The sequence below is a fragment of the Chelatococcus caeni genome (assembly GCF_014196925.1).
GTDB classification, from domain to species: domain Bacteria; phylum Pseudomonadota; class Alphaproteobacteria; order Rhizobiales; family Beijerinckiaceae; genus Chelatococcus_A; species Chelatococcus_A caeni.
This window is the reverse complement of record NZ_JACIEN010000011.1, coordinates 1-25,502: the sequence shown is the minus strand read 5'-3', so window position 1 is coordinate 25,502 and position 25,502 is coordinate 1. Positions and strand designations below refer to the sequence as shown.

The following is a 25,502-nucleotide window of genomic DNA, read 5'->3' as shown; positions in this document are numbered from 1 at the left end:
AGACAGAGGGGCGATTTGTTGTTGTGCAATAGATATTTGGGCTTCGTAGTAGTGTGGCGAAGAGACGGCGAAAAATAGGATGGTTCTACAGTCCGAGACCCCGCCCCCGACCAAGCCCGAAAGTGAGGGTGAGGTCGCGACCGACGCCCATCCCCGAATCGAATGAGATGCCGAGTTCCCGCTTGCGGCCCGCCAGAAGGGATTCCATCTGCGGGTCGCGTTCGAGGCTGTGGGCCATGTTCCCCATCTCCGCCCGCGCGGCCCTGTGACCGGCATAGTCGCCCGCCGCATACCGTTCGTCGCTGGCCCTGTGGAGATTTTGCCAGCGTTCCACGAAACGGTCGGCGCGCAGGCTGGGATCGGTGCGCAACTCGGTTTCCAGTTGCAGGGCGCGGATTGCGCGCCGGGCATCGCCGGATGCCGCCTCCGCCGCAAGCTCCGGGTTTTTCTTGTAGGCGGCTTCGGCGTCGTGCGAGCCGTAGGGGCGCACCTCCTCGAACCGCTGGCGCGCCTCCTGCAATTCCCTGATCTGATCGGGGCTGGCTTTGCCGGCTTGATCCTGCGCCGCGAAGATCGCATCCACGGCGCGCGCATGACGGACGAGCGCCCGGCCACGGGCGCGGCGCAACGCCGCCTCCGGGTCTTCCTCCACCTTCCTTTCCGGCCCCTGTCCGCCCTCGGCGGGCAGGCGCAGCCCGTCGAAGATGCCGCGCACCTTTTCCGGCACGACCTTGCGCACGATCTCGAAGACGCGGGCGCGGAAGGTGATCCCGCGCCGCTCGGCATAGTCGCGGGCAGGTTCGTAATCGCTCGCCATGTCCTTGGCCCGGTCGCGCGACAGGGTGCGGGCAAGCCGGTCCTGGCTGGCGAAGTCGTCGCGCCCATAGTGCAACTCCATGCCGTCGCGATGCCGCGACAGGGCAACATAGCTGCCGTGGGCGTCGAGGCCCGGCGTCGCCAGAACATGGGTGCGGTCCACGGTCATGCCCTGCGCCTTGTGGATGGTCGCGGCATAGCCGTGGTCGATGCGGTCGTAATCCTTAAGGTCAAACGAGATGCTGCGCCCGTCGTCGGTGCGCACGGACATGGATCGTTCGTTGACCTGCTCGACGGTCCCGAGCGTGCCGTTCTTCACGCCAAGGCCGCGCTCGTTTTGCAGGAACATGACGCGATCCCCGTTGGCGAAGCTGCGCGCGCCGCGTTCGACCGTCAGGCGCACGTCATCGCCCAAATCGCCGGCTTCCCGCATCCGCTCGCGCGCGGCCTCGTTGAGCGCGCGCACCTCGTCGTTGGTGTGGGTGAGGATGATGCGGCTCTTGTCGGGCGACGCCTGCCGGTCGCGGTCCCAGCGGTCGATCAAATCGTCGCGCGCCTGCTCGCGTGTCGGGGCGGCGTGAACCATGCCATGTGTGTCATAGGCATGGATCGCGTCGCCCGTCCGGCCGGTCGCCAGGTCGCGTGTGGCGTCGCGCTGCCAGTTCTCCCGCTGGCGGCGCACCTCGCCGATCTCCGCGCCGCCGTGGCGTTCGTGAATGGAGCGGAACGCCGCGCCCGCCTCGATGGATTGCAACTGCTGCGGATCGCCGACCAGCACGACCTTGGCGCCGGCCTCGGCGGCATGGGACAGCACGCGCTCCAACTGGCGCGTGCCGACCATCCCCGCCTCGTCGATGACAAGCACATCGCGGAAAGTGAGCATGTCGCGGCCCTGTCCCCAGCCATGCTCCATGCTGGCGATGGTGCGTGACGTTATGCCCGATCCGCTCTCCAGGTTCTCGGCGGCGATGCCGGACAGCGCCACGCCCCGGACCTCGTAGCCCGCCGCCTCCCAAGCCTCGCGCGCCACGCCGAGCATCGCGCTCTTCCCCGTCCCGGCATAGCCGACGACGACGCCCAGACCGCGCCCGTCCGTGACGTGCGCCAGCGCGTCAGCCTGCTCGCCGGACAGGACAAGGCCGCGCGCTTCCGCGCGCGCCAACGCGGTTTCGCGATTCCTGTCATTCACCTCATGGCGCTCCCGCTCGGCCATCATCTCGGCGGCGCGGTGCAGGTGCCGTTCGGCCTCGATCATGTCGCGGGTGGTGAACCGATCTTCGCCGCGTCCGTCCTTGCCGAGTTCGACCAGATCGGGCGCGTTGCGCATCGCGGCCATCACTTCGTTGAACTGGTCGATCCCGTCGCTGTGCCGGTGCGCGAACATCGCCATGTCGCGCCGCGTGAAGGTCGATTGCTGGTGCGTGATCGCGTCCAGCGCGGCGGAAGGATCGGCGATGATCCGCGCGCCGTTCTCGCGGGCAATGCGGCGATGATCCTGGGCGCGGTCGGCATCAAGTCCGGCGGCTTCCATGCGCTGCGCGGTCGCGCCGATCTGGCTTTGCGGCTCCAGCCCGATGCCCTGCACCTCAAGGCTGCGGTGGTCGATCCGCGCGTCTATGTCGAGTTCCGCCAGCCGCTCGTTGACGTGATCGGCCCAGCGTTCGCGCCAACGCTCGACCAGCTCCGTGCGGTTCCAGTCCCGCACCTTCGGGCCAAAACCGTTTTCGTCCACCGAGCGCATGGTGAGCATGACATGGGCGTGGGGCTTGGGCTGGCCGTCCGCGCCCACATCCCAATGCACATTGAGGTCGGCAATCATGCCCCGATCCACAAACTCGGACTGCACGAAGTCGTGGGCCAGTTCGATGCCCTGGGCCTGTGTCATCTCGCGCGGAAGGGCGAACTCCACCTCGCGGCAAAGCTGGGCGTCCTTCCTCTTCTCGAACGCCTCGACATCATTCCATAGCCGCTCGCGGTCGGACCATGCCTCCGGCGCGTTCTCCGGCAACATGACCTCGGAATGGACGACGCCCGGCTTGTTGGAGAAATCGTGGTCACGGTCCAGCCGGTCATCGCGCAGCCGCGAGGCCGAGCGATAGGCGGCGGCAGCGACCGCGCTGCGGCCCGCCGCACGTCCGATGACCTGAACGGAGAAATGGTAGATCGCCATGGCGACCAACCAGATACTGCCCTCAAGCGCACGTCGGAACGACGTATAAGCGCGCCCTCGAAACTATTTTCTCGGGACTGCTCGTGCCGTTCCAGACCGTCTCGGCAACATTACTGCATCACGCGCACCGCTCAATTACGCTTCCTTCATCACCACAGATGGAGGACATGATGCGCAAGCCACGGGATTTCGACACAGAACTGAAATCGCTCGGAGACAAGGCGCGAGACCTGAAAGCCCGCAAGGTGCAGCAGCTTGGCGAGTTGGTCATCTCGACCGGCGCCGACGCCCTCAACGCCGACGAACTCGCGGGCGCGCTGATCGTGCTGGCCGAAACCAAGGATGCCGGAAAGAGGGAGGCATGGGCCAAGCGCGGGGCCGCATTCTTTCAGGGCCGGACGCGGCGATCTGCGCCATCGACTGACCGCAACAGTGGCGGCGCTGCGACGCAATCGGGCGGCGTGCAACCGTCATCGGGCGGCGCAGGCACGTCATGACATGCGCACCTGGCAGGTCGAACGCCGCAAGCGCACGCGGCATCTGATCGAACTCGGCGGCCTCGTCGTCAAAGCTGGGATCGTGGACCTCACCGGCGACGACCGCGCCTTGATCTACGGTGCGCTGCTCTGGATGGCCGACAAGCTCAAAAACGAGCAGGGTGAACACGCACGGGCGCTCTGGACCGCGAAAGGGAAGCAGGCATTCGAGGCGGAACGGGCGACAGATACCCCCACCATTTCATAGGAAACTCCGCAGGATCGGGCTGCCCGCCATCGCGCGGCTTGCCGCAAAGACGGTTCATGCGTTGAGACCGTAGTCCGTTGAGGCGAGGTCGCTCGCCCTACACTGCGCCTTCGAGGGACTGCTCGGAGAGGCCCGAGTGGATCCTCACCGCAGGAGGACGAGTCATGGAGCATTGTAGCGAGGATATTCGTCGGCATCGGTGTATCGGTGTATCGAACTTGCGGAACGCCATAGCCGTGGCGGCTGGCGAGGTTCGCTTCGTGGGGGAGGTGGACGCCTCCGAGGACCGAACCATCAAGAAGCCACCGTCCAGCGGTTCTACTATGATGATCACCGCCAGCTACAAAACGATCCAATCGACTTCATCGCCGCATATAACTTCGCCCGAAGGCTCAAGACGCTCAAAGGCCTCACACCCTACGAATACATCTATAAGCTCTGGAAATCCGAACCAAGACGCTTCAGACTCGACCCGATCCATCAAATGCCGGGAAAACACCTAGTGCCCAAGGCGACGATCCAGGCGCTCAGCTTTCTCGCAGTCGTCATTGCGGTGACGGCGGCCTTCGTCTGGCTTCTGCTTCCCTATTATGGCGCCGTTCTCTGGGCTGTCATCCTGGCGATCCTGTTCAATCCGCTGCACAGGAGACTTGAGACCTGGCTGGGCGGGCACCGGAATCTTGCGGCGGCGGTCAGCGTCCTGGCCTGCATCTGCATCGTCGTCATTCCCGGTGCAGCGATACTGGCCTCCTTGGCCCAGGAGGCGGCCAGCCTTTACAATAGAATCAACACGCGCCAATTCGATCTCCCAACGTTACTTGGGCAAATCCAAAGCGCGCTTCCGCCCTTTGTCGAGAGAGCGCTCTCCACATTAAACCTGGGCGACTTCGTAGAAATCCGGGCCAGGCTGACTTCCTTTTTTATGCAGTTAAGCCAGGATGTCGCCACGCGAGCGTTCAGCATCGGGCAGAACACGGCGCAGTTCTTCGTCAGCCTCGGAGTAATGCTCTACCTGCTCTTTTTCCTGTTTCGCGACGGAAGGCAATTGGCGGGCATGATGCGGAACGCGAGCCCGCTCAGTGGCCGCTACACGGATCACATTTTCGGAAAATTCACGTCCGTTGTAACAGCGACGGTCAAGGGCAACGTCATCATAGCGGCGATCCAGGGCGGGATTGGCGGGATTGCATTCTGGATGCTTGGCATTGAGGCGGCGCTCCTGTGGGGAGTGCTCATGGCCTTCCTGTCGCTCCTTCCTGCAATCGGCGCTGCGCTCGTATGGACCCCCGCAGCCATATATTATCTGGTCACGGCCAACTATTTGAAAGGCGCGATCCTTTTGGCGGTCGGGGTGCTGGTTATCAGCACGATCGACAATCTCCTGCGGCCGGTCTTGGTCGGAAGAGGAACGCGCCTGCCGGACTATGTCGTTCTCATATCGACGGTTGGCGGCCTTTCGTTGATCGGCATGAATGGCTTCGTCATCGGTCCCCTGATCGCGGCGTTGTTTGTTGCCGTCTGGTCGCTGTTCACCGAGGAGCAGCTGCATTCCTGAATCCGACGTGCCAATGGATATGAAGGATGCAATCCTTCTGGAAATTGCCAGGGAACTGGCCACGCCCGGCAACGGCCTCGCGTTCTTCGTCCCCGTCGCGACTGTAGCCGGCTTTGTCCATCTCGTCGAAGAGCACCTTCGTGATTGAAGCGGTATGGCCGGCTTGGCATAGATCGCGGCGCCAAGAGAAGTCCCGTATTGCAATCCATCGCGGATGCGTATCGTTGCGGCATGCCCGTCACATCCGCCGACCCGATCATCGATGAGCCGTACCGGCAGACTGCCGAAGAGGTCGTCGCCGCCTTGAAGACGCAGCCGCAGTCCGGCCTCAGCTTGACAGAGGCGGCGCGGCGCCTGGAGCACTATGGCCGCAACGAGCTGGACGCGGTGCCTCCGCGTCCGCAGTGGCTGAAGTTCCTCGACCAGTTCACCGACGTGCTGGTGCTTCTGCTGCTCGCCGCGGCGATGATCTCCGCCGTGATCTGGCTGCAGGAGCGCGACACGACGCTGCCCTACGAAGCGCTGGCGATCTTCGCCATCGTGATTCTCAACGCTCTGATGGGCTATATCCAGGAAGCCCGGGCGGAACGGGCCGCTGCGGCCCTGCGGCAGATGTCCGCCACCCATTCGAGCGTCATCCGCGACGGCGACAGGCGGAGCATTCCGGCGGCGGAACTCGTGCCCGGAGACATCGTTTTCATTGCGGAAGGCGACACCATTCCCGCCGATGCGCGGCTGATCGAATCCACCTCCCTGCAGACGGTGGAGGCCGCGCTCACCGGCGAGAGCCTGCCGGTTTCGAAGCACGTCGCGCCCATCACCGGCACGCCGGAGCTCGGCGACCAGCACAATATGGTCTTCAGTGGGACCACGGCGGTCTACGGACATGGCCGCGCCGTCGTTACCGCAACCAGAATGCGGACCGCCATGGGGCGTATCGCCGGTATGCTGGAAAAGGCCCCGGACGAGATCACGCCGCTGCAGCGGGAGCTCGACCGCGTCGGCAAGGCATTGGCGGTCACCGTTGTCCTTATCGCACTCGTGATGATCGGCACCATCTTCCTTGTCAGCGATATCAGCGGCTTCTCCGAAATATTCGACGTGCTGATTCTCGGCGTCGCCCTCGCCGTCGCCGCGGTGCCGGAAGGGCTGCCGGCGGTGGTGACCGCCGTGCTGTCGCTCGGCATGCAGCGCATGGCGAAGAACAAGGCCATCATTCGCCGCCTCGCCGCGGTGGAAACGCTTGGCTCGGCGACCATCATCGCCTCCGACAAGACCGGCACGCTGACCCGGAACGAGATGACGGTGCGCCGGGTCGTAACGGCGAGCGGCAGCGCGAACCTGTCCGGGACCGGATATGCGCCGCACGGCGACATACAGCTCATTGGGCCGCAATCGCCCGGCGAGCCCTTGCAGTTGGAGCTTACGCGCGCGCTGACGGCGGCTGAGCGGGCCAATAACGCGGTGCTGCAGGAGCGCGACGGCAATTGGTCCATTCAAGGGGACCCGACGGAGGGCGCCCTGATCGTTGCGGCGCGCAAGGCCGGCCTGCTTGCCGAGGCCCTCGATGCACGCTTCGCAAGGGTCGGCGAGGTGCCGTTTTCCTCCGAACGCAAATTGATGAGCACGGTCCACACCGATGCCGAGCGGCCCGAGCGTCTGATCATGGTGACCAAGGGCGCGCCGGATATTCTGCTCGCGCATTGCGCCGATGAACTTGTCGGCCGGGACGCCGTCGTGCTCACCGATGCGCGCCGGGCCGAGATCATGGCGAGCAACGACGCGCTCGCCCAGGAGGCGCTGCGCACGCTTGGCGTTGCCTTCCGCCTGCTGCCGGCCGACCATTCCGACCGTGACGCCTTCGAGGAGGATGTGGAGCACGATCTCGTCTTCATCGGCCTGATCGGCATGATCGACCCGCCGCGCCAGGAAGCGCGCGAGGCGGTCGCGCGGGCGCAGGCCGCGGGCATCCGCTCCATCATGATCACCGGCGATCATCCCGTGACCGCGGGGATCATCGCCGCCGAGCTTGGCATCACCTCGGGAGGTCGCGCCGTCACCGGCGCAGAGCTCGCGGCCATGACCGAGGCGGAACTGGACCGAGCCGTTCAGGAGGTCTGCGTTTATGCGCGCGTCAATCCCGAGCACAAGCTGCGGATCGTCAAAGCGCTGCAGCGCGCGGGGGAGACGGTGGCCATGACGGGCGACGGCGTCAACGATGCCCCCGCGCTTAAGGCCGCCGATATCGGCGTGGCCATGGGGATCACCGGCACCGACGTTTCCAAGGAAGCGGCCGACATGGTGTTGGCGGACGACAATTTCGCCACCATCGTCGCCGCCGTTGCGGAGGGGCGGGCGATCTTCTCCAACATCAGGAAGTTTCTGCACTACCTGCTGTCGTCGAATATCGGCGAGGTCATGACGATGTTCTTCGGCATTCTCCTCGCCGACGTGATCGGGCTGACCGGCGCCGCGACCGGCGGCGTCGTGCTCCCGCTATTGGCGACGCAGATCCTGTGGATCAACCTCGTCACCGACGGCGCGCCGGCGCTGGCGCTCGGCGTCGACCCCGCGGATGAGGATGTGATGCGCCGGCCGCCGCGCCCGCGCGGCGAAGGCGTAATCACGGGGCAGATGTGGGGCGGCATTTTCCTGATCGGCATGATCATGGCGGTCGGCACGCTGTTCGTGCTCGACGCCGCGCTGCCGGGAGGAATGATCGAAGGCTCGGGCACGCTGGCCTATGGCCAGACCATGGCCTTCACGACGCTGGTGCTGTTCCAGCTCTTCAACATCTTCAATGCGCGCTCTGACGATCGCAGCGCATTCCATGGCCTCTTCACCAACCGCTGGCTCTGGGGTGCGGTCGCGCTTTCGCTGCTGCTGCACGCTTTCGTGGTTTACACGCCCTTCCTGCAGGAAGCGTTCTCGACCGTCAGCTTGAGCGCCGGAGACTGGCTGTTCTGCGTGGCGGTGTCGAGTTCGGCGCTGTGGCCGCGCGAGTTGAGCAAAGTCGTGGTGCGCGGGATCGGTAAGGAGTAAGCGTTGCCCTGCGGCCCTTCTTGTGTGGGCGCGTTGAGGGCTGAGAGGAGTGCCGTCGCGGAGGCGAAACGACGATGGCGAGAGAAGTGGCTGGCACTGGTGCCAGAATCGGTGCTGGTACCGTAGCGTCGGAGCGGCCGGAGATTGTCACGCGCGGCGAGCGGCGTCGGAGCTTCAGCGCGGAGGAGAAGGTCCGGCTGGTGGCGGAGACGGTCCAGCCTGGCGAGACGGTGACGGCGGTGTCGCGTCGTCACGGCATCTGTACCAGCCTGCTGCATCGCTGGCGGCGGACGGCACGCGGCGAGGTGCCGAGCCGACGCGCTGCGAGGGCGTAGCTGCTGCCGGTGCGCGTGGTGGCACCGGATGCGGCGCCAGCGCCGTCCACGTCACCACCCTTGGCTGACCGTCGCACACCCACCCCGATCGAGGTGGTGCTGCGAGCTGCGCAAAGGATATACGCCAGTCGTCAAACATTGCGATTTCGTTCGCGGCGACGGCGTAGGCGTGAGCGATAGCGCTCACAAACAGGAGCGTCCGCCGCCGGGGAGCGAACGCACTGATGCAGACATTTATCTGGTTGGTTCAGTCGATGTGATGCTACGAACGCCGTCGAATATCTTTGTGCCGTCGTTCCACAGGCGCGATACTGACTGCTGTGCAAATGCCGCGTTCAGCTTCAATGCTTCCGCGGGATCAGTGCACTGAGAGAGCTGCTTCAGATAGGCGGCTTGATCCTGCAGCCTGTCTGCGGCTAGGCCCAGAACCTTCCCCCATCCGTCGGCGTAAATCTTTGCCGGCGCGTCGCTCCAGAGTTTTACCCAGTCTGTATTGCCCAGAGACGCGAATAGGGGATTGGATGCGGCCGTTTGGCTTTTCGGCGGTGTCGTTTCGGTCGCCATGACGAGGTAATCCTTTCAAGAAAAGTGGTTGACACCATTATTCTATTATCAAGGCGCCGGTCGTCATTGATTTATCGCAACGCGCGTTGACCAAAAATATGATATCGTGGTGTAGTTTAAAAACGCAACCGAAATCTAAATCTGGAGTTCCTCATGGCCCGATCCACCGCCCGTGCCGCAGCAGCCACGCGCGAGCAGATCCTCGAGGCGGCGATCCTGCGGTTCGCGCGGCAGTCCTATGAAGACACGTCCCTCAGGGCCATCGCGGCCGATGTCGGTGTCGATGTCGCCCATGTGCACCGCTCCTTCGGCTCGAAGGAACTGCTCTTCGCCGAGGCTGTCCGGGCAACGAGACGCCCGGAACGTTTCCTTGGGACCTCGCCGGGTCTTCTTGCCACCAAACTCTCAACCGAGCTCCTCTCGCATAAGGCACTACGCCACGACGACGAGGTCGGGGCGTTCGATATCGTCATGCGCTCGCTGAGCAGCCGTGAAGCCTCCAGGATCCTGCACGACAGCGCTCTGACCGATTTCATCGAGCCAATTTCAAAGATGACCTATCCGTCCTCCGCACGGCGCGCCGCGATGATCGCCGCCGTGCTCCTGGGGATCGGTGTCCTCAGGGAGGTCCTCACGGTCGAGCCGCTGCTCGATACCGAGGATGGTGAGGTCCAGCAGCTCACCGTCCAACTGCTCAAGGTTCTGATCGGCGCCCGTCCCTATGATGTGGCCGCGCGCGCGGCCGAGGGAGACGACCGATGACAGCAGCAGCCTCCGCCCCCAAGCCTTTGACGGCGGTCGCCGCGAGCGGCGAAGAGAGCGTCGGCAGCGAGGGGTTTCGCGCTATCGACCGCATGAGCGACGTGGTCGTCGCCCAGGTCACGGCCGGCTTTTCCCCGGCCTCCCTCGCGCTCGCCTTTTTCGACTGGTCAATTCATCTGGCGGCGGCCCCGGGCAAGCGCGCTGAGCTCGTCAACAAGGCGGAGCGCAAGACAAGCCGCCTTCTGGGCTACCTCGCCGCGGCCAGCACCCATTCCGATACGCCGCCGTGCATCGAGCCGCTGCCAGGGGATTATCGGTTTGCGGCGGAGGGCTGGAAGAAGCAGCCCTACGCCGCCTTCGCCCAGGCGTTCCTGCTCAATCAGCAATGGTGGCATAACGTGACCCACGAGGTGCCCGGCGTCACACCGCACCACGAGCACGTCGTCTCCTTCGTCACCCGCCAGCTACTCGACATGTTCTCACCCTCGAACCATCCGCTCACCAATCCTGAGGTTGTCGCCAAGGCGTTCGAAACCGGCGGTGCGAATTTCATCCAGGGCTGGCGCAACTTCGTCGAGGACGCCACCCGCACGGCCACCAACCAGCCGCCGGTTGGAACCGACGGCTTCATTCCCGGCAAGGATGTTGCCGTCACGCCCGGCAAGGTCGTCTACCGCAACCACCTGATCGAGTTGATCCAGTACGCCCCGACGACCGACAAAGTCCGGGCGGAGCCAGTCCTGATCGTCCCGGCCTGGATCATGAAGTACTACATCCTCGATCTATCCCCGGGGAATTCGCTGGTCCGCTACTTGGTGGAGAATGGCCACACCGTCTTCTGCGTCTCCTGGCGCAATCCGGACGCCGCCGACCGCGACCTCACCATGGACGACTACAGGCGCATGGGCGTCATGGCCGCCCTCGACGCCGTCAACGCCATCGTTCCCGATCGGAAGATCCACGCCACCGGTTACTGCCTCGGCGGGACGTTGCTGACGATCGCCGCCGCCGCCATGGGACGGGCGGGCGACGACCGGCTCGCCTCGGTGACTCTGCTCGCTGCCCAGATCGATTTCACCGAGCCCGGCGAACTCGCGCTTTTCATCGACCACAGCCAGATGCATTTCCTCAACAGCATGATGTGGAACAGGGGCTATCTGTCCGCCGATCAGATGGCCGGGGCCTTCCAGCTCTTGCGCACCAACGACCTCATCTGGTCGCGTCACGTGCGCGAGTATCTGATGGGTGAGCGTGCGCCCATGATCGATCTCATGGCTTGGAACGCGGATTCCACCCGCATGCCCTATCGGATGCATTCCGAATACCTGCGCCGCCTCTATCTCGACAACGAGCTGGTAGCCGGCCGCTTCATGGTCGACGGCCGTCCCGCTGTTCCCCAGAACATCCGTGCGCCCATGTTCGTCGTGGGCACCGAGCACGACCATGTCGCGCCGTGGCGGTCTGTCTATAAGGTCCACCAGCTCACCGACACCGACGTCACCTTCGTCCTGACGAGCGGCGGCCACAATGCCGGCATCGTCAGCGAGCCCGGCCATCCCCGGCGGCGCTTCCGTGTCGCCACGAAGCGCGTCGCCGACTTCGATCTCGGTCCAGAGGAATGGCTGCTCGCGGCGGAGCGGAAGGACGGCTCCTGGTGGATTGAATGGACGCGGTGGCTCGGCGCCCACTCTTCTCCGGAAACCGTGCCGCCTCCCAGCATGGGCGCTTCAGACGAGGGCTATCCGGCGCTCGAGGACGCGCCGGGCAGTTACGTCTTGCCGGCGATGAGGGTGTGATGACCCAGGATTTCCTCACCAATCACACCCTCGATGCGCTGCAGCCTGGGGATGCAGCGTCTCCGGTGCGCGCCGCCGAATGCAACGACGTCGACCGGTTCGAGGCGGTATCGGGAGATGTGATGTGAAGCGGGTGCTGGGCTGCCGATTCCCGGCGATCGGAAGTGAGCATCCAATATACGGGCAACTGTGGGAGGATTTGAGATTGACCTATACGGGGGCGCCTTCCAGTGCCGCATAAGAAGTACCCTGCGGAAGAGGAACAAGCCCCACGCTCGGGTCGCCCTCCGGCGCACATCGGTGGTCTCGCATCGCAAAACGACTTACCGCCCGGCCCAAGCATCGGTATCGACCATATGGTGATCGATGGAAAGCCAGTAAGCATACGAGAGCAGGGCGTGATCGAAAAGCCATTTGGCCGCCTTCTGCATTTCGAGGCGGATCTGACCGGACGAAGGCCTCCGATACTCGTCGTCGCGCCTCTCTCGGGCATGAGGGCGGAAATCCTCTACGACATGATCCTTGGAATGCTGCCCCGCCACGACGTCTATTGTCTTGCCTGGAAAGACGCTGCCGACGTTTCCGCCCGAGACGGTCCGTTCGGCCTCGAAGACAACATCACCTATGTCGTCGAGATGATCCGGTATCTCGGCGGCGCGACCCATGTGATCGGACTTTGCCAGTCCGCCCTGCCGGCGCTGGCGGCGGCGGCGATCCTCGCGGAGGACCCGGTGCGGCCCGCGACGCTGACGCTGCTGGGCGGCAAGCTCGACACGCGCATCAGCCCGACCCGCATCGATCTTCTGACACGCGGTCTGCCTCTGGCATGGTTCAAGAATTATGTCATCGCTACTGTCCCCGCCTCCCGGCGAGGGCATGGCCGACGCGTCTATACGGGAAGCACTGAGTTGATGATGCTTTCGACCTACCTCTTCCGTCATTGCGCGAGTGGTGGCGAGCTTCTCGCCAAGTTTCTTCACGACGACGGCAGCGATGCCTTGGGCCATCCGTTCTTCAGGCTTTTCTTCTCGATTGACGATGTGCCGGCGGAATTCTTCCTGGATACGGTTGCCCGGGTGTTCCACCAGGCCGCCCTGGCAGAAGGCCGGTTGGCGTGGCGGGGCACGAAGATCGCTCCTGAACGCATCACGAAGACCGCGCTACTGACCATCGAAGGCGGGATGGACGACATTTCGGGACCGGGTCAAACGCAGATCGCCCATGATCTCTGTGCGGGGATACCCTCCGAACGGCGCGGCCATTTGCTCTGCACGCACGCGGGCCATGTCGGGCTGTTCTTCGGCTGCCGCTGGCGAAAGGAGGTTCTTCCGCATATTAGCCGCTTCATTCGGGAGAATGGAAATTGAGTCCGTTGGCCACGCACGTGCTGCACGAGATTTCAGACCCGCCGCCACGGGAAGGATATGCTTTCCGGGCCAGGAAGGTCGCCCCGGCACGTGTTCCGTTCCGGCGCGACTCGGCAATGTTGAAGGGCTCAAATTATGATGCCGGGGTTCGAGCCGGAGCAAGGGGTGTCGACGGACACTGCGGTGTCCGTCGACAACTTGCATCCCCCGCCGCGACATATCGATTTCCTGCTGGTCGGAGGTGGCGTCGCCAGCGCCGTCGCGGCCGAGACGTTGCGGGCGGAAGGGGCTGCCGGCTCGATTCTGATCCTGTCGCAGGAGGATCTGCCGCCATACCACCGGCCGCCCCTGTCCAAGCGGATGCTACTCGACGACGGCGCCGGGCAGCAGATCTTCGTTCACCCCGAAAGCTTCTATCGCGAAAAGGCGATCGATCTGCAACTCAACGCCCGGGTGGCATCCGTCGATCCGGAAAGCCACACGATAACGACCGCAATGGGCGAGCGGATCCACTATGGCCAGCTCCTGATCGCGACCGGCGCGACACCGAAGCCTCTTCTCATCCCAGGCGCAGATCTCGCCGGAATCCATGTCCTGCGGCAGAGAGCCGACGCCGAGATGGTTCGTCGGGCCGCCGCCCAAGCCAGGCGTGCCGTGGTGCTCGGGGGCAGCTTTCTTGGTATGGAAATCGCCATGTCGCTGGTCGAACTCGGCCTCGATGTCACCATCATCGAATTCAGTGACCGGGTGCTTCCACATCTCGAATCCGCGGACGTCTCCGCCTACTTCCAGCGATATGTCGAAAATCGTGGAGTCTCGGTGCTGCTGAACGACACGGCGGTTGCGCTCCGTGGCCAGGACCGCGTTCAGGAACTCGAGACGAAATCCGGGCAGCGGATACCCTGCGAGCTCGTGGTCGTCAGCATCGGCGTCGTGCCGGCCACCGCGTTTTTGCATGACAGCAACATCGCCCTAGAGGAGGGACGCGTCGTGGTGGACGCGCTGCTTAGGACGAGCGCGCCGGATGTCTTCGCGGCCGGCGATGTCACCACGTTCTATGACCCGGTCTTCGCGCGGCACCGCCACATCGAACATTGGGACAATGCGGTGAAGCAGGGACGTCTTGCCGCTAGGAACATGGTGGGACGCCGGCTGCCCTATGACGAGGTTTCCTATTTCTTCTGCGAGATCGGCGATATTGGCTTCAACATGCTCGGCTGGCCCACGGAGGCGGAGGAACGGATCGGTCGCGGCGCGATCGAAACCCGATCCTTCGCGCTGTTTTATCTTAAGGGCGACGTGCCGCGTGCGCTGTTCTCGATAGGCAGGCCCGTCGATGAAACCCGGCTCGCCGAAGGCCTGATCCGCCATCGGGTGAATGTACGCGCGATCAAGGACCGGCTCAGTGATCCGGCCTTTCCCCTGGAGCATATTCCTGCGGGGACGGCACTGGTCCTTCAGGGCGGAGGTGCTCTCGGCGCCTTCGAGTGCGGTGTCGTCAAGGCCCTCGAAGAGGAGGAGATTTTCCCGGACATCGTCGCCGGCGTTTCGATCGGCGCGTTCAACGGCGCGATCATCGCCAGCAACCCGCGTCATGCGACGCCGGCGCTTGAAGCATTCTGGGCCGAATTGGCCGTCGCGACCGTGGAGCTGCCATTCGCCTGCGGTGAGCGAGCGGCGGCAGCGTTACAGGTCCTGACATTCGGGGTGCCGCGGTTCTTTCGACCCCGCTGGATGCAGCCGTTCAGCTCGCTCACCGAATTCCCAGTAAACTGGACAAGCTATTACGACACCGCGCCGGTGAAGGAGCTTCTTGCGAAGTACGTGGATTTCGCGGCGCTCAAGACGAGCCCGGTACGCTTGCTCATCAGCGCTGTCAATGTCACCACGGCGGAGCTCGAAGTCTTCGACAGCTATGTCGACGATCTCACCCCCGAGCATGTCCTGGCGAGCGGCAGCCTGCCGCCGGGGTTCCCCTGGACGGTCGTCGACGGCAATGCCTATTGGGACGGTGGCATCGTCAGCAACTCACCGCTTGATCTTCTCGTCGACCGCTGCGGTCCGGACGGCAAGCGGGTTTTCATCGTCGATCTGTTCTCGGGCAGAAGTCCGCTTCCGACCAACATGATGGAGGTGCTGCTCCGGCGCGACGAGATCGTCTATTCCGAACGGACAAGAAGCGACCTGCGTCATCGCGAAACGATCGGCGCCTATCGCAAGCTCATCGATCATCTTCTCACCCATCTCGATCCGGCGGAAACCGCCAGGATCAAACATTTGCCGGCATATGTTCAGCTCATGGGCGATGGTGCTGCGACGACCGTCACGCGGTTCGTGCGGCAAGGACAAGACCGGGAACCTGCTTCTCTCGACTATGATTTCTCGTACAAGTCCATTCAGGCGCATCAAGCGGAAGGTTACGCGGCAGCCAGGAAGGTAATTTGCGGTGGCTCACCTTGAGGGAACTCGGACGGGCTTCAACGGCTGATGCAGGGCACCTCGACCAAAGCCTTTTCTCGCGCTTCCATCAGAGAGTATACCTTGCGGGGTGGGCCTCCCGTCGCCTTTCGATCAGCCCCTCGCGCCAAAGGCGATCGAGCGCCGGATAGATGGCCCCGAAGCTTGCCTCGGTGAAGTAGCTGAGCGGCCCTTCCGCAGCGCGTTTGCGGATCTCGTAACCTGTCGCCTCTCCAAAGGACAGGATGGCCAAAACATAGCGTCTTGACGTTCATGTCATCAAAAAAGACGGCACTCTGCCGGCCATTCATTCGCGCCGGCAATTCCCGGGGCAACTCGCCCCAACCCGGTCTGCGCAAGCGGCAGCTTGCCGGCTCCGGCAGGGCACATTGGCACACTCCAACGGGCAACCGATCCAGCTCCCGGAAAACCGCGACGCGGCGGCGGGCGGCCCATCTCCGCGCCACTCTTGCGCGCTCTTCGCCGCTGCCGCGTGGACCTTTGGACGCTGCTGGTTTTGATCTTGTTCCGATTATCGCGCGGGCCTCGTGCCCGCGACGGCCACCAGCAGGCTGCATGGCGCATGAGCGAGCAGCGAAGCGCCGACGGAGCCGCGCCACCACCGGGCCAGCGCACTCTGTTCGCGGTGACCGACCACGATCAGATCCGCGCCGACTTCGTGCGCCATTCGGCCGATCTCCTCGGCGGGGTTGCCCGTGCCGAGGCGTGTTTGGACGGACAGGCCCGCCCGCCGCAGTTCTTCCGCGCCCGCCGCCAGCACGCGGCGCACCTCCTGATATTCACGCTCCGGCAAGTCTGAGGGTGCCGCCGCTTCAGCGAGCGCGACACCCAGCTCATGGGCGACGACGGCGAAGAGATAGACACGAGCCTGGCAAAGCGAGGCCAGCTCGGCCCCCTGATCCAGCGCCTCATGGCCTTGCTGGCTGCCGTCATAGGCCAGGAGGATCGTCCGGTACATCGTGGTTCTCCTTCAATGAGCGCCGTAAATGCCTTTCCCGGGCCAGACTGCGACAGAGCTTTGTCTCTATCTCTGGACATTCGATAGATAGCTACCTATTGCTATAACAAAAGAACCATTCAGGCAATGAAATGAAGCTGCCTCTCAACGATCAGGAACGATTCGGCCTCCACCTCGGGCTGGTCGCCCGGCTGTGGCGCGCCGAGATCGACCGGCGGCTGGCCGCCTTCGGCCTCACCGAATCCCGCTGGTTGACACTGCTGCATCTTTCTCGGCTGGCCGAAGCGGCAACCCAGCGTGAATTGGCTGAGGCGGTCGGGGTGCGGGGGCCGACCCTGGTGCGCACGCTGGACCGGCTTGAAGCCGAGGGGCTGATCGAGCGCCGGACAGAAGCCGCCGACCGCCGCACCAAATCGGTTCACCTGCGCGCGGAGGCCATTCCCGTTCTGGAACGCATCGAAACGACCGCGGCGGCAGTGCGTGCGGAAATCTTCTCCGACATATCCCATGCCGAGGTGACGACCTGTTTGAGGGTCTTCGAGAAGATCGCCGGCAAGCTGGGTGGCGCGGAAACGACGATGCAGCTTACGCACCAAATCCCGATGGACAGGTGAGCCGTGGACCAGCTTGTGAGCCGCCTGGAGCGCCAGAGCGACGATCCGGAAACCGATCTGCGCATAGCCCCCGACAAGGAGACGGAGGCTGCGTCAGAGGCGGTTTCACCGCCTGGCCGCGCCCGGCCATGGCGACTATATGGCGCGATCCTGGCGGGGCTGATCGTTCTCGGGACCGGTGGCTGGTGGCTGTATCAGCAGTTCACCCACGTCTTCGTCACGGATGCCCGCGTTGCAGCCGACATCGTTGCCGTGAGCAGCCGGGTTCCCGGCTGGGTCACCGCCGTTGAGGTCATTGCGGGCGATTCCGTTCGCAAAGGCGACATACTGGTCCGGATCGACGACCGGGAAAGCCGCCTGCTCGTTCAGGAACTTGATGCGCAACTCATGGGAATCGCCCGCCGCCGGGAGGAAATCGAAGCCCGCATCGTACTCACCGGCCGTCAGACCGAAAGTCGTATTACCGCCAAACAGGCAGCGGTAAGGGCTGCGGAGGCCGCGTTGGCAGCAGCGACGGCACAACGCGATCTTGCCAGACAGGACAATGATCGGGCTGAGAAGCTGGCGCCGAGCGGCGCCATCACCCGCGCGCGCCTGGACCAGACGCGGGCGGCGCTGGAGACTGCAAAACAACAGGTGTTGAGCGCCCAGGCGGACCTGGAGAACGCCCGCGCTGCCGTTGCCGAGGCCGAAGCCGCACGCGAGGAGCTCACGGTGCTCCAACGCCAGTTGGCCGAGCTCGGTCCGGAAGAACAGCGGCTGCGCGCGCAACGGCAGCGCGCGGCGCTCGATCTCGAAGACCGCACCATCGTCATGCCGTTCGACGGCGTTGTGGACCAGACCTTCGTGGATGAGGGCGAATACGTCACCCCCGGCCAGCGCCTGCTGATGGTGCATGATCCCGAGCGCATACGCGTCGAGGCGAACGTCAAGGAGACCGACATCCGCTTCTTCCAGCCCGGAAAGACCGTGACAATCACCGTCGATGCCCTGCCGGCGCAGCGCTTCGAGGGTAAAGTCACCCGCGTCGGGCAGGCTGCGACCAGCGAGTTCGCGCTGCTGCCCAACCCAAATCCGAGCGGCAACTTCACCAAGATCACCCAACGCCTGCCTGTTCGCATCGCCGTTAAGCAGGCGGGCGGCGCACTCAAGCCGGGCATGATGGTGGAGCTGGAGGCCAGGACCGGTGACTAGCGCGCCGCACCCGGACAGCATCGAGGGGCTGTTCGCCCGCTTCGGCCCCGCCTATCGCTGGCTGGTGACGGCGACGGTCATGATGGGTACGATCGCCACCATCCTGACCGCGACGATCGTCAATGTAGCCCTGCCCGACATCATGGGCGCCTTCGGCATGGGCCAGGACAAGGCGCAGCTCCTGTCTACAGGCTTCCTTGCCGCGATGACCGGAACCATGCTGCTCAACGCCTGGATGGTCGAGACGCTCGGCCAGCGCGCGACCTTCATGCTGGCGGTGGTGGTCTTCATCGTCGCCTCCGTCATGGGCGGGCTGGCCCCTGCGGAAGGCATGCTGATCCTGGCCCGCGTCCTCCAAGGCGGCGCGGCCGGCATCCTTCAGCCGCTCGCCATGCAGGTGATCTTCCAGGTCTTCCCGCCGGAAAAACGCGGCTCGGCCATGGGCATCTACGGCATCGGCGTGGTGCTGGCCCCGGCGCTCGGCCCCACGCTGGGCGGCATCATGGTCGATAGCTTCAGTTGGCGGTATGTGTTTTTCATGGCCGTGCCGTTCTGTCTCATCGGCCTGTTCCTTGCCACCCTCTTCATGCCGGGACGGACAACTTCGGGATCGCCGCGCAAATTCGACTGGATCGGCTTCGGACTGATGACCGTGTTCCTCGTGACCTTGCTCAACGGCCTGTCAAACGGGCAACGTGACGGATGGTTCTCCGATTCCATCCTGCGCGACTTCGCCGTCGCCTTTATCTCGGGCATCGGCTTCATCGTCTGGGAACTGCACACGCCCGCGCCCATGCTCAATCTCAAGCTCTTCACGAACCGGGTCTATGCGGGCGCGTCCGTGGTGGCCTTCATCTTCGGGGCGGGAATCTACGGTTCGACCTTCTTGATTCCGCTGTTCGCGCAGACGATCCAGGGCTATACGCCGACCCGCTCCGGCCTGCTGCTGATGCCGGCGGGGCTCATCCTGGCGCTCGTCTTCCCGATAGCCGGGCGTCTCACCGACAAGACGCCGGCCTATGTCACGGTCATGTTCGGCTTGGTGGTCTTCGCGCTGTCGTCGTTCCTGATGACCGGCGTCGATACCGATACGCCCTTCTGGCTGTTTGCCTGGTGGATCATGCTGGGCCGGATCGGGCTCGGCTTCATCATGCCGAGTCTGAACGCCGGCGCCCTCAAGGCGCTGCCGATGACGCTGCTCGGCCAGGGCTCCGGGGCGATCAACTTCGTGCGCCAACTCGGCGGCGCCTTCGGCGTCAACCTGCTTTCAATTGCCCTGGAACGACGCTCGCAGCTTTACGTCGACAGCTTCACGGCGGCGCAGCACGCGGGCAACAGCGCGACGACCGGCTTGTTGCGCGATGTGACCGGCTTGCTCGCGCAGGCCGGCGTGCCGGAAGCGATACGCCAGGCCGGGGCGATGAACTATCTCGGCCGCATGATCTACACCCAGGGCAATATGCTGGGATATCGCGACAGCTTCTTTATCGTCGGCGCGATCTTCCTGGCCGCGCTTCTTCCGACGCTGATGATGCGCCGGAGGTCCAAGCCTCCGGCGCTACAGGCAAGTGACGCCATGCGTCACCCGCCATCGTCGCAGAACGCGATCCAGCAGGGTCGGTGACGCACGTCATAGTGCTATGGCGTAAACGTAGTGATCATCGCTATCGGGCGTGGCCCGCCAGATCGCCGCTTGCTCGCGCGGCGTGAAATCCGGGTCGGTGGCTCCACAGCCGCCGTGTTGTCGCTCAGACAACCGTACATGGTTCGGCCAGTCCGCTTTCCCTGAGCGGCGCCGGACGGCGCGCTTTTCGTGCGCCGGCTCCTCCATCCTGGAATGCCTCGGACCCGCGTTCGCTCAGCCCCGAGGGCGGGACGTGTTCAGCGCCACGGCCGCGCGCACGAGGGCTTTCAGAGCCTCCTCGTCGATCGCCTGACCCTCGCGGAAATCGATGGCGCGACGGGTATTGCCGTCGAGGCTGGCGTTGAAGAGGCTCGCCGGGTCGTCGAGCGCGGCTCCCCTCGCGAAGGTCATCTTGACGACGCTCTTGTAGGTCTCGCCGGTGCAGATCATGCCGTCGTGATACCAGACGGGGACGCCGCGCCATTTCCAGTCCTCGGTCACGTCGGGGTCGGCCTGCCTGATCAGGGCGCGGAGCCGGGAGAGCGTGTCGCCCCGCCAGTCACCGAGTTCCCTGATCCTCTCGTCGATGAGCTGGGAAGGGGACTTTTCATCCCCGGGTTGTCCTGTCGCCATGGCAGTCCTTCTTGTTCCGCGCTCTTTCGGGCGCTCCGGCGGGCGCCGGTCGGGACCTCACACCAATCCCCTTGCGGGTTCAAGAGGGGCAGCGGTCCGAGCGGGGGCTCCGTACGCCATGCGCCGGCCGGCAAATACTTAGGTATTGACCTAAGTTTTTCATCGTCCTATGAATGCCGCGTCGGCAGCGGCCGTTTGACGGTCGCGGCACCATTCCAGAGAGGGACATGACGCTACAGGAAGCCGGCCCCATGCCTCCCGCGGCCCAGGTGGACGGGATCTTCCGGGCCCTGTCCGATCCCACGCGGCGGCATGTGCTCGAACGGTTGAGCAGGAGCCCGGCCTCGGTCAGCGAGCTGGCGCAGCCCTACAAGATGGCGCTGCCGTCCTTTCTCGAGCATCTGCGGGTGCTCGAGGGCTGCGGCCTCGTCAGCTCGCGCAAGCAGGGGCGCGTGCGCACCTATCAGCTCGCTCCCGACCGTCTCAAGCTCGCCGAGGACTGGCTCGGCCGGCAGCGCACCATGTGGGAACGCCGGCTCGACCGGCTCGACAGCTATCTCATGGCGATGAAAGAGGAGGAAACCGAATGACATCACCTTTGGCGAGCAACCTGGCCAAGCCCGATCCCGAGCGGGATCTCGTCATCGAGCGCGAGATCGACGTGCCGGTCGCACTCGTTTGGAAGGCGTGGACCACGCCGGCGCACCTGCGCCAGTGGTTCGTCCCCAAGCCGTGGACCATCACCGCCTGCGAGATGGACCTCAGGCCCGGCGGCATCTTCAGCACCGTCATGCGCTCGCCGGAGGGGCAGGAGTTTCCCAACCTCGGCTGCTATCTCGACGTGGTGCCCGAGGAGCGCCTCATCTTCACCGACACGCTCCTGCCGGGCTTCCGGCCGTCGCCGAACCCGTTCTTCACGGCCGCGTTGCTGCTGGCGTCGAACGGCTCGGGCACGCGCTACACCGCCATCGCCCTCCATGGGGATGCCGAGGGACGCAAGAAGCACGAGCAAATGGGCTTCTACGACGGCTGGAACACGGTGGTCGACCAGATGGTCGACTTCATCAAGCGCCAGTAGGCCGGCCCCAGGCCCTCTGGCGGCCCTGCCCGGGCAGGCCCGCCGGCAGGGCCTCACGGGTCAGTGGGCGACGCCGCTCTCCGTCATGTGCAGCCGGGAGAAATGAGCGTGCCCGTCGTCGATCGCAAGCGGCACCGGCCCTTTCGTCCATGACGAGCCGCGGCCGACCTCACACACGTCATATTCGAAGCCCTGTGGCAGGTTGATGCGGGCGCGGTGTTCCTCGCCGGTGACCGGGTTGAGGATCGGATCGCCCCGCGACTCGACCCAGCCCGGGACGTTGACGCGGGCGGTGCGCGCGTCCGGGTCGATCTCGAAATCGATCGTGGTGAAGACCGGGTCGTGCACCTTGGCAAAGGTGGTCGAGAAGACCTGGAAGAAGGTGGCGCCCGGCTCGGTGTCGAGGCCGCTCATGATGCGCAGGAGCGCATCGCGCTGCTCAGGGGACGCACGCTCGTCGACGATCGGCACCACCTCGCCGCCGCCCTCGTGGATCGCCCCCGGCCATGACACGATCATGCCGATCCCGAGGCCGTCGAGCCGCGTCTCGCCATGGTGCCCCTCCTCGATGTCGACGAAGCCGACCGCATGGCAATTGCCGTGCGTGGGCCGCGCGTTGAACTGGCAGGGACAGCCGTAGTTGCAGTTGCACTGGATGAATTCGCGACCCTTGATGGTCCACTTCGTATCCGGCATGGCGTCCTCCCCATGGCTCGTCCCCGTGCACGCGGCTCGGATTGGGTCGCGATCGCAGGGCAATGCAGGTTACGCAAAGATGTCCGGACAATCTTAACTATAGCAGGAACGACCAGGCAGCAGAAGGCGCGGGGCGTTTCGCGTCCGCCCGATCAGCCGCGCTTCTCGGCCGGAGCCGTGAAGTGACGCAGGAAGTCGAGCGGGAAGGGGAAGACGATGGTGGAGTTGCGCTCGTCGGCGATGTCGTGCAGCGTCGTCAGATAGCGCAGCTGCATGGCCTCCGGCACGGTCGCCAGCATCGTCGCCGCCTCGACGAGCTTCTCGGCCGCCTGCTGCTCCGCCTCGGCGCTGATGATGCGGGCGCGGCGGTTTCGTTCCGCCTCGGCCTGGCGGGCGATGGCGCGCACCATGCTCTCGTCGATGTCGACGTGCTTGATCTCGACATTGGCCACCTTGATGCCCCAGGCGTCCGTCTGGCTGTCGAGGATTTCCTGGATGTCCTCGTTGAGCTTGTCGCGCTCGGCCAGCATCTCGTCGAGCTCGTGCTTGCCGAGGACGGAGCGCAGGGTCGTCTGCGCCAGCTGGCTGGTGGCCATGAGGAAATTCTCGACGGCGAGCACGGCCTTGTCCGCATCGACGACGCGGAAATAGATGACGGCGTTGACCTTCACCGACACGTTGTCGCGCGAGATGACGTCCTGGCTCGGCACGTCATGAACGATGGTGCGCAGGTCGACGCGCACGAGCTGCTGCACGAAGGGCACGAGCAGGATGAGGCCAGGCCCCCTGACGCCGGAGAAGCGGCCGAGCGTGAAGACCACCGCGCGCTCGTACTCGCGCATGATGTGGACCGCCAGCGACAGCAGGAAGCCGATGAGCAGGACGGCGACGAGATAGGGGGCGTAGTCGAACATGGTCATCTTCCTCGGTTCTCGGGCGCCGTCTCCGCTGCCGGTTCGACGACCAGGGTGAGCCGCTCGCGGGCGACGACCCGCACGCGCTGGCGCGGGGCGAGCACGACGTCGGCCCGGGCCGCCCAGCGCTCGCCCTGGACGTGCACCTGGCCGTGGCCGTCGCTCCAGGCCAGCACCTCTCCGGTCATGCCGATGAGGCCGGTATCGCCCGTCGCGACCCGGCGCCGGTGGGCGCGCACGGCTGCGGTCGCGGCGATGATCAGCGTTCCGGCGCTGACGGTGGCGGCCGCCATGACGATGGGCCAGGAAAGGGCGAAGCCCGGCACGTCCCTGTCGAAGACGAGGAGGGAGCCGAGGACGAAGGCGATGATGCCCCCTATGCCGAGGATGCCGAAGGAGGGCAGGAAGGCCTCCGCCGTCATCAGTGCCACCCCGAGCAGGATGAGGCCGACGCCGGCATAGTTGACCGGCAGCAGGTTGAGCGCGAAGGCCGCGATGAGGAGGCAAATGGCGCCGATGACGCCGGGCACGATGGCGCCCGGGCTCAGGAACTCGAAGACGATGCCGTAGATGCCGATGAGCAGCAGGACATAGGCAATGCTCGGATGGGTGATGGTGGCGAGGAGGCGCGTGCGCCAGTCGGGCTCGATGACCACCGGCCTCAGCCCCGCCGTGTCGAGCCGGTGCTCCGTGCTGCCGATGCGCACCGTGCGCCCGTCCGCCTGGGCGAGGAGGTCGGAGAGGTCGTTCGCGACGATGTCGACGACGCTGCGGGCGAGGGCCTGTCGCGCCGGCAGGCTGGCCGCCTGGCGCACGGCCTCCTCGGCCCAGTCGGCATTGCGGCCGCGCAGCTCTGCAAGCCCGCGGATGAAGGCGACGGCGTCGTTCACGGCCTTGGCCGTCATGGCGTCGGCCGGCGCGCTGGGCTGCTTGTCCTGCCCGGCGTCGTCCTTGTCCCGGTCGAGCGGCTGGCGCCCGCCGCCGAGTTGCACCGGTGTCGCCGCACCGAGATTGGTGCCGGGCGCCATCGCGGCGATGTGGCTGGCATAGAGGATGTAGGTGCCGGCGCTGGCGGCGCGGGCGCCGCTCGGGCTCACATAGGTGGCGATGGCGATGGGCGAGGCGATGATGTCGCGGATGATCTCGCGCATGGCGCTGTCGAGGCCGCCCGGCGTGTCCATGCGCAGGATGACGAGCCCGGCCTCGCGGCGCGTCGCTTCGGCAAGGCTGCGGCGCAGGTATTCGACCGTCGCCGGGCCGATGGCGCCCTCGATGTCGAGCACGATCGCCTCGCGCGATCCGGCCGCCTCCCGGGGCGTTTCGACGGTCTGGGCTGTGGCCGTAAAGGCGCAAAGGCCGAGGATGCCGGCCAGGAGAACGGCGAGGAAGCCGTTGGACGGAGGGCGATTGGGCAGCGGGCGCGTGCAATCCATCGGAGCGTGACGATCTGGCGCCCCGCATTATGGCCTGCCGGCCGGCATTTGTCTGCCCTCGGCCATATAGTCGGCGGTGGGCGGCAGGGTGAGGCGTCGAGGCACGACGCCTCCTCTCGTCCTCGCCGGGCTTCTCGTCGCAAGTCCGGCTCGCCCGACTTGCGGCATTTCTCAAGAGACGCGATGCGCGTGCGGCGTTGTTGTTGCCACCCGGGCCTTTGACCTTGCACAACTTTCCAGGTCGTGGATGCCCGCGACGAGCGCGGGCATGACGAGGGGGAGCCGGTGGGCTCCAACGGCCTCACGCTTTCGCGCCGCGACGGGACAGCCGTGGGCCGAGCGCGGGCATGACGGCAGGAAGGGCTGGCCGGAAGCTCAGTACTCCGCTTCGTCGCCCTCGCCATAGGTGTCGCGGCGGTCGCCGTCGATCAGGATCTCGCGTTTTCCGGCGTGGTTTGCGGGTCCGACGATGCCCTCGTTCTCCATGCGCTCCATGAGGGAGGCGGCGCGGTTGTAGCCGATCTGCAGGCGGCGCTGGATGTAGGAGGTCGAGGCCTTCTTGTCGCGCAGCACGATGGCCACCGCCTGGTCGTAGAGGTCTCCCCCCGGCGCGCCGAACGACGTGTTGTCGAAGACGGCGCCGTCGGCCTCCGGTGCCGCGCCCTCCTCGTCGGCGGTGACGGCGTCGAGATATTGCGGCCGCCCCTGCGCCTTCAGGTGCGCCACCAC

Annotated in this window: 25 protein-coding genes and 1 pseudogene; 17 read left to right on the top strand and 9 right to left on the bottom strand. The window is 65.1% G+C overall.

Going from position 1 to position 25,502, the window contains the following annotated elements; genetic code table 11:
• Nucleotides 1-85 precede the first annotated feature (85 nt).
• Nucleotides 86-2,986 carry a Ti-type conjugative transfer relaxase TraA gene (traA, locus tag GGR16_RS25095; protein WP_183318851.1) on the bottom strand — a complete coding sequence of 967 codons (2,901 nt, stop codon included), beginning with the start codon at nt 2,984-2,986 and terminating at the stop codon, nt 86-88.
• 170 nt (nt 2,987-3,156) lie between these two features.
• On the opposite strand from traA, the gene GGR16_RS25090 reads away from it, so the two are divergent.
• From GGR16_RS25090 to GGR16_RS26620, 7 genes and pseudogenes are all read left to right on the top strand, one after another.
• Nucleotides 3,157-3,483, top strand: a complete 327-nt coding sequence (locus GGR16_RS25090) for a conjugal transfer protein TraD (protein WP_210289713.1) — start codon at nt 3,157-3,159, stop codon at nt 3,481-3,483.
• A 1-nt stretch (nt 3,484) separates the two neighbouring features.
• Nucleotides 3,485-3,730 carry a conjugal transfer protein TraD gene (locus GGR16_RS25085; protein ID WP_183318849.1) on the top strand — a complete coding sequence of 82 codons (246 nt, stop codon included), beginning with the start codon at nt 3,485-3,487 and terminating at the stop codon, nt 3,728-3,730.
• Between the two features lie 295 nt (nt 3,731-4,025).
• Nucleotides 4,026-4,223: pseudogene (locus GGR16_RS25080) on the top strand (IS481 family transposase); the annotation flags it as partial.
• Nucleotides 4,215-5,285: an AI-2E family transporter gene (locus GGR16_RS25075; RefSeq protein WP_183318905.1), complete on the top strand. Its 1,071-nt coding sequence runs from the start codon at nt 4,215-4,217 to the stop codon at nt 5,283-5,285. The pseudogene GGR16_RS25080 and the gene GGR16_RS25075, both read left to right, overlap by 9 nt.
• A gap of 13 nt (nt 5,286-5,298) precedes the next feature.
• Nucleotides 5,299-5,433 (top strand): hypothetical protein, encoded by a 135-nt coding sequence (locus tag GGR16_RS26470; RefSeq protein ID WP_281380670.1) that lies wholly within the window; start codon nt 5,299-5,301, stop codon nt 5,431-5,433.
• A gap of 83 nt (nt 5,434-5,516) precedes the next feature.
• Nucleotides 5,517-8,327, top strand: coding sequence for a cation-translocating P-type ATPase (locus GGR16_RS25070; protein WP_183318902.1), 2,811 nt, complete (start codon nt 5,517-5,519; stop codon nt 8,325-8,327).
• Between the two features lie 74 nt (nt 8,328-8,401).
• Complete coding sequence (locus GGR16_RS26620; protein ID WP_183318848.1) at nt 8,402-8,662, top strand: transposase; 261 nt, start codon at nt 8,402-8,404, stop codon at nt 8,660-8,662.
• A gap of 234 nt (nt 8,663-8,896) precedes the next feature.
• Here the strand turns inward: GGR16_RS26620 and GGR16_RS25060 are convergent, their stop codons facing one another.
• A complete protein-coding gene (locus tag GGR16_RS25060) occupies nt 8,897-9,226 on the bottom strand; it encodes a phasin family protein (protein ID WP_183318846.1) in 330 nt (109 codons plus the stop codon).
• Between the two features lie 153 nt (nt 9,227-9,379).
• Here GGR16_RS25060 and GGR16_RS25055 point away from each other — a divergent pair, with 153 nt between their 5' ends.
• From GGR16_RS25055 to GGR16_RS25040, 5 genes are all read left to right on the top strand, one after another.
• Nucleotides 9,380-9,988, top strand: coding sequence for a TetR/AcrR family transcriptional regulator (locus GGR16_RS25055; protein WP_183318844.1), 609 nt, complete (start codon nt 9,380-9,382; stop codon nt 9,986-9,988).
• On the top strand, nt 9,985-11,784 hold the full coding sequence (locus GGR16_RS25050; protein WP_183318842.1) for a PHA/PHB synthase family protein: 1,800 nt from the start codon (nt 9,985-9,987) through the stop codon (nt 11,782-11,784). Before GGR16_RS25055 ends, GGR16_RS25050 begins: the two co-directional genes overlap by 4 nt.
• Nucleotides 11,784-11,912, top strand: coding sequence for a hypothetical protein (locus tag GGR16_RS26465; protein WP_281380669.1), 129 nt, complete (start codon nt 11,784-11,786; stop codon nt 11,910-11,912). Before GGR16_RS25050 ends, GGR16_RS26465 begins: the two co-directional genes overlap by 1 nt.
• Before the next feature lie 102 nt (nt 11,913-12,014).
• Entirely contained in the window at nt 12,015-13,151 is a 1,137-nt protein-coding gene (phaZ, locus tag GGR16_RS25045; protein ID WP_343059957.1) for a polyhydroxyalkanoate depolymerase, read from the top strand.
• 183 nt (nt 13,152-13,334) lie between these two features.
• Nucleotides 13,335-15,611, top strand: a complete 2,277-nt coding sequence (locus GGR16_RS25040; RefSeq protein WP_343059955.1) for an FAD-dependent oxidoreductase — start codon at nt 13,335-13,337, stop codon at nt 15,609-15,611.
• Between the two features lie 67 nt (nt 15,612-15,678).
• On the opposite strand, the gene GGR16_RS25035 is transcribed toward GGR16_RS25040, so the two are convergent.
• Both GGR16_RS25035 and GGR16_RS25030 read right to left on the bottom strand, forming a co-directional pair.
• A complete protein-coding gene (locus GGR16_RS25035) occupies nt 15,679-15,861 on the bottom strand; it encodes a PadR family transcriptional regulator (RefSeq protein WP_210289712.1) in 183 nt (60 codons plus the stop codon).
• 279 nt (nt 15,862-16,140) lie between these two features.
• Nucleotides 16,141-16,587, bottom strand: coding sequence for a universal stress protein (locus GGR16_RS25030; protein WP_183318838.1), 447 nt, complete (start codon nt 16,585-16,587; stop codon nt 16,141-16,143).
• Between the two features lie 131 nt (nt 16,588-16,718).
• On the opposite strand from GGR16_RS25030, the gene GGR16_RS25025 reads away from it, so the two are divergent.
• From GGR16_RS25025 to GGR16_RS25015, 3 genes are read left to right on the top strand one after another with little or no spacing between them, the layout of a single operon-like run.
• On the top strand, nt 16,719-17,201 hold the full coding sequence (locus tag GGR16_RS25025) for a MarR family transcriptional regulator (RefSeq protein WP_210289711.1): 483 nt from the start codon (nt 16,719-16,721) through the stop codon (nt 17,199-17,201).
• A gap of 3 nt (nt 17,202-17,204) precedes the next feature.
• Nucleotides 17,205-18,395, top strand: coding sequence for an HlyD family secretion protein (locus GGR16_RS25020; RefSeq protein WP_183318836.1), 1,191 nt, complete (start codon nt 17,205-17,207; stop codon nt 18,393-18,395).
• Nucleotides 18,388-20,019 (top strand): DHA2 family efflux MFS transporter permease subunit, encoded by a 1,632-nt coding sequence (locus GGR16_RS25015; protein WP_183318834.1) that lies wholly within the window; start codon nt 18,388-18,390, stop codon nt 20,017-20,019. Before GGR16_RS25020 ends, GGR16_RS25015 begins: the two co-directional genes overlap by 8 nt.
• A gap of 234 nt (nt 20,020-20,253) precedes the next feature.
• On the opposite strand, the gene GGR16_RS25010 is transcribed toward GGR16_RS25015, so the two are convergent.
• Entirely contained in the window at nt 20,254-20,652 is a 399-nt protein-coding gene (locus GGR16_RS25010; protein ID WP_183318831.1) for a DUF1801 domain-containing protein, read from the bottom strand.
• Nucleotides 20,653-20,879: 227 nt separating this feature from the next.
• Here GGR16_RS25010 and GGR16_RS25005 point away from each other — a divergent pair, with 227 nt between their 5' ends.
• Complete coding sequence (locus GGR16_RS25005; protein WP_246373319.1) at nt 20,880-21,242, top strand: ArsR/SmtB family transcription factor; 363 nt, start codon at nt 20,880-20,882, stop codon at nt 21,240-21,242.
• Nucleotides 21,239-21,730 carry an SRPBCC family protein gene (locus GGR16_RS25000; protein ID WP_026014934.1) on the top strand — a complete coding sequence of 164 codons (492 nt, stop codon included), beginning with the start codon at nt 21,239-21,241 and terminating at the stop codon, nt 21,728-21,730. Before GGR16_RS25005 ends, GGR16_RS25000 begins: the two co-directional genes overlap by 4 nt.
• 60 nt (nt 21,731-21,790) lie before the next feature.
• Here GGR16_RS25000 and GGR16_RS24995 read toward each other — a convergent pair whose 3' ends face one another.
• The 4 genes from GGR16_RS24995 to GGR16_RS24980 all read right to left on the bottom strand — a co-directional run.
• On the bottom strand, nt 21,791-22,426 hold the full coding sequence (locus tag GGR16_RS24995) for a DUF1326 domain-containing protein (RefSeq protein WP_183318830.1): 636 nt from the start codon (nt 22,424-22,426) through the stop codon (nt 21,791-21,793).
• Between the two features lie 152 nt (nt 22,427-22,578).
• Nucleotides 22,579-23,346, bottom strand: coding sequence for a slipin family protein (locus GGR16_RS24990; protein WP_019401037.1), 768 nt, complete (start codon nt 23,344-23,346; stop codon nt 22,579-22,581).
• The gene (locus GGR16_RS24985) at nt 23,343-24,713 is read right to left on the bottom strand and encodes an NfeD family protein (protein WP_425486604.1); all 1,371 of its coding nucleotides are present in this window, start codon (nt 24,711-24,713) and stop codon (nt 23,343-23,345) included. Before GGR16_RS24985 ends, GGR16_RS24990 begins: the two co-directional genes overlap by 4 nt.
• A 435-nt stretch (nt 24,714-25,148) precedes the next feature.
• A partial coding sequence (locus tag GGR16_RS24980) for a DNA translocase FtsK (protein WP_281380668.1) occupies nt 25,149-25,502 on the bottom strand: 354 nt, incomplete at its 5' end.

Bases quoted from the DNA above. Each gene is read 5' to 3' on its own strand.
- GGR16_RS25090 (WP_210289713.1), top strand. From the start codon at position 3,157: ATGCGCAAGCCACGGGATTTCGACACAGAACTGAAATCGCTCGGAGAC.
- GGR16_RS25010 (WP_183318831.1), bottom strand. From the start codon at position 20,652: ATGGCGACAGGACAACCCGGGGATGAAAAGTCCCCTTCCCAGCTCATC.
- GGR16_RS25000 (WP_026014934.1), top strand. From the start codon at position 21,239: ATGACATCACCTTTGGCGAGCAACCTGGCCAAGCCCGATCCCGAGCGG.
- GGR16_RS25060 (WP_183318846.1), bottom strand. From the start codon at position 9,226: ATGGCGACCGAAACGACACCGCCGAAAAGCCAAACGGCCGCATCCAAT.
- GGR16_RS26470 (WP_281380670.1), top strand. From the start codon at position 5,299: ATGGATATGAAGGATGCAATCCTTCTGGAAATTGCCAGGGAACTGGCC.
- GGR16_RS25050 (WP_183318842.1), top strand. From the start codon at position 9,985: ATGACAGCAGCAGCCTCCGCCCCCAAGCCTTTGACGGCGGTCGCCGCG.
- GGR16_RS26620 (WP_183318848.1), top strand. From the start codon at position 8,402: ATGGCGAGAGAAGTGGCTGGCACTGGTGCCAGAATCGGTGCTGGTACC.
- GGR16_RS25070 (WP_183318902.1), top strand. From the start codon at position 5,517: ATGCCCGTCACATCCGCCGACCCGATCATCGATGAGCCGTACCGGCAG.
- GGR16_RS25075 (WP_183318905.1), top strand. From the start codon at position 4,215: ATGCCGGGAAAACACCTAGTGCCCAAGGCGACGATCCAGGCGCTCAGC.
- GGR16_RS25030 (WP_183318838.1), bottom strand. From the start codon at position 16,587: ATGTACCGGACGATCCTCCTGGCCTATGACGGCAGCCAGCAAGGCCAT.
- GGR16_RS24990 (WP_019401037.1), bottom strand. From the start codon at position 23,346: ATGACCATGTTCGACTACGCCCCCTATCTCGTCGCCGTCCTGCTCATC.
- GGR16_RS24995 (WP_183318830.1), bottom strand. From the start codon at position 22,426: ATGCCGGATACGAAGTGGACCATCAAGGGTCGCGAATTCATCCAGTGC.
- GGR16_RS26465 (WP_281380669.1), top strand. From the start codon at position 11,784: ATGACCCAGGATTTCCTCACCAATCACACCCTCGATGCGCTGCAGCCT.
- GGR16_RS25025 (WP_210289711.1), top strand. From the start codon at position 16,719: ATGAAGCTGCCTCTCAACGATCAGGAACGATTCGGCCTCCACCTCGGG.
- GGR16_RS25005 (WP_246373319.1), top strand. From the start codon at position 20,880: ATGACGCTACAGGAAGCCGGCCCCATGCCTCCCGCGGCCCAGGTGGAC.
- GGR16_RS25055 (WP_183318844.1), top strand. From the start codon at position 9,380: ATGGCCCGATCCACCGCCCGTGCCGCAGCAGCCACGCGCGAGCAGATC.
- traA (WP_183318851.1), bottom strand. From the start codon at position 2,986: ATGGCGATCTACCATTTCTCCGTTCAGGTCATCGGACGTGCGGCGGGC.
- GGR16_RS25085 (WP_183318849.1), top strand. From the start codon at position 3,485: ATGCGCACCTGGCAGGTCGAACGCCGCAAGCGCACGCGGCATCTGATC.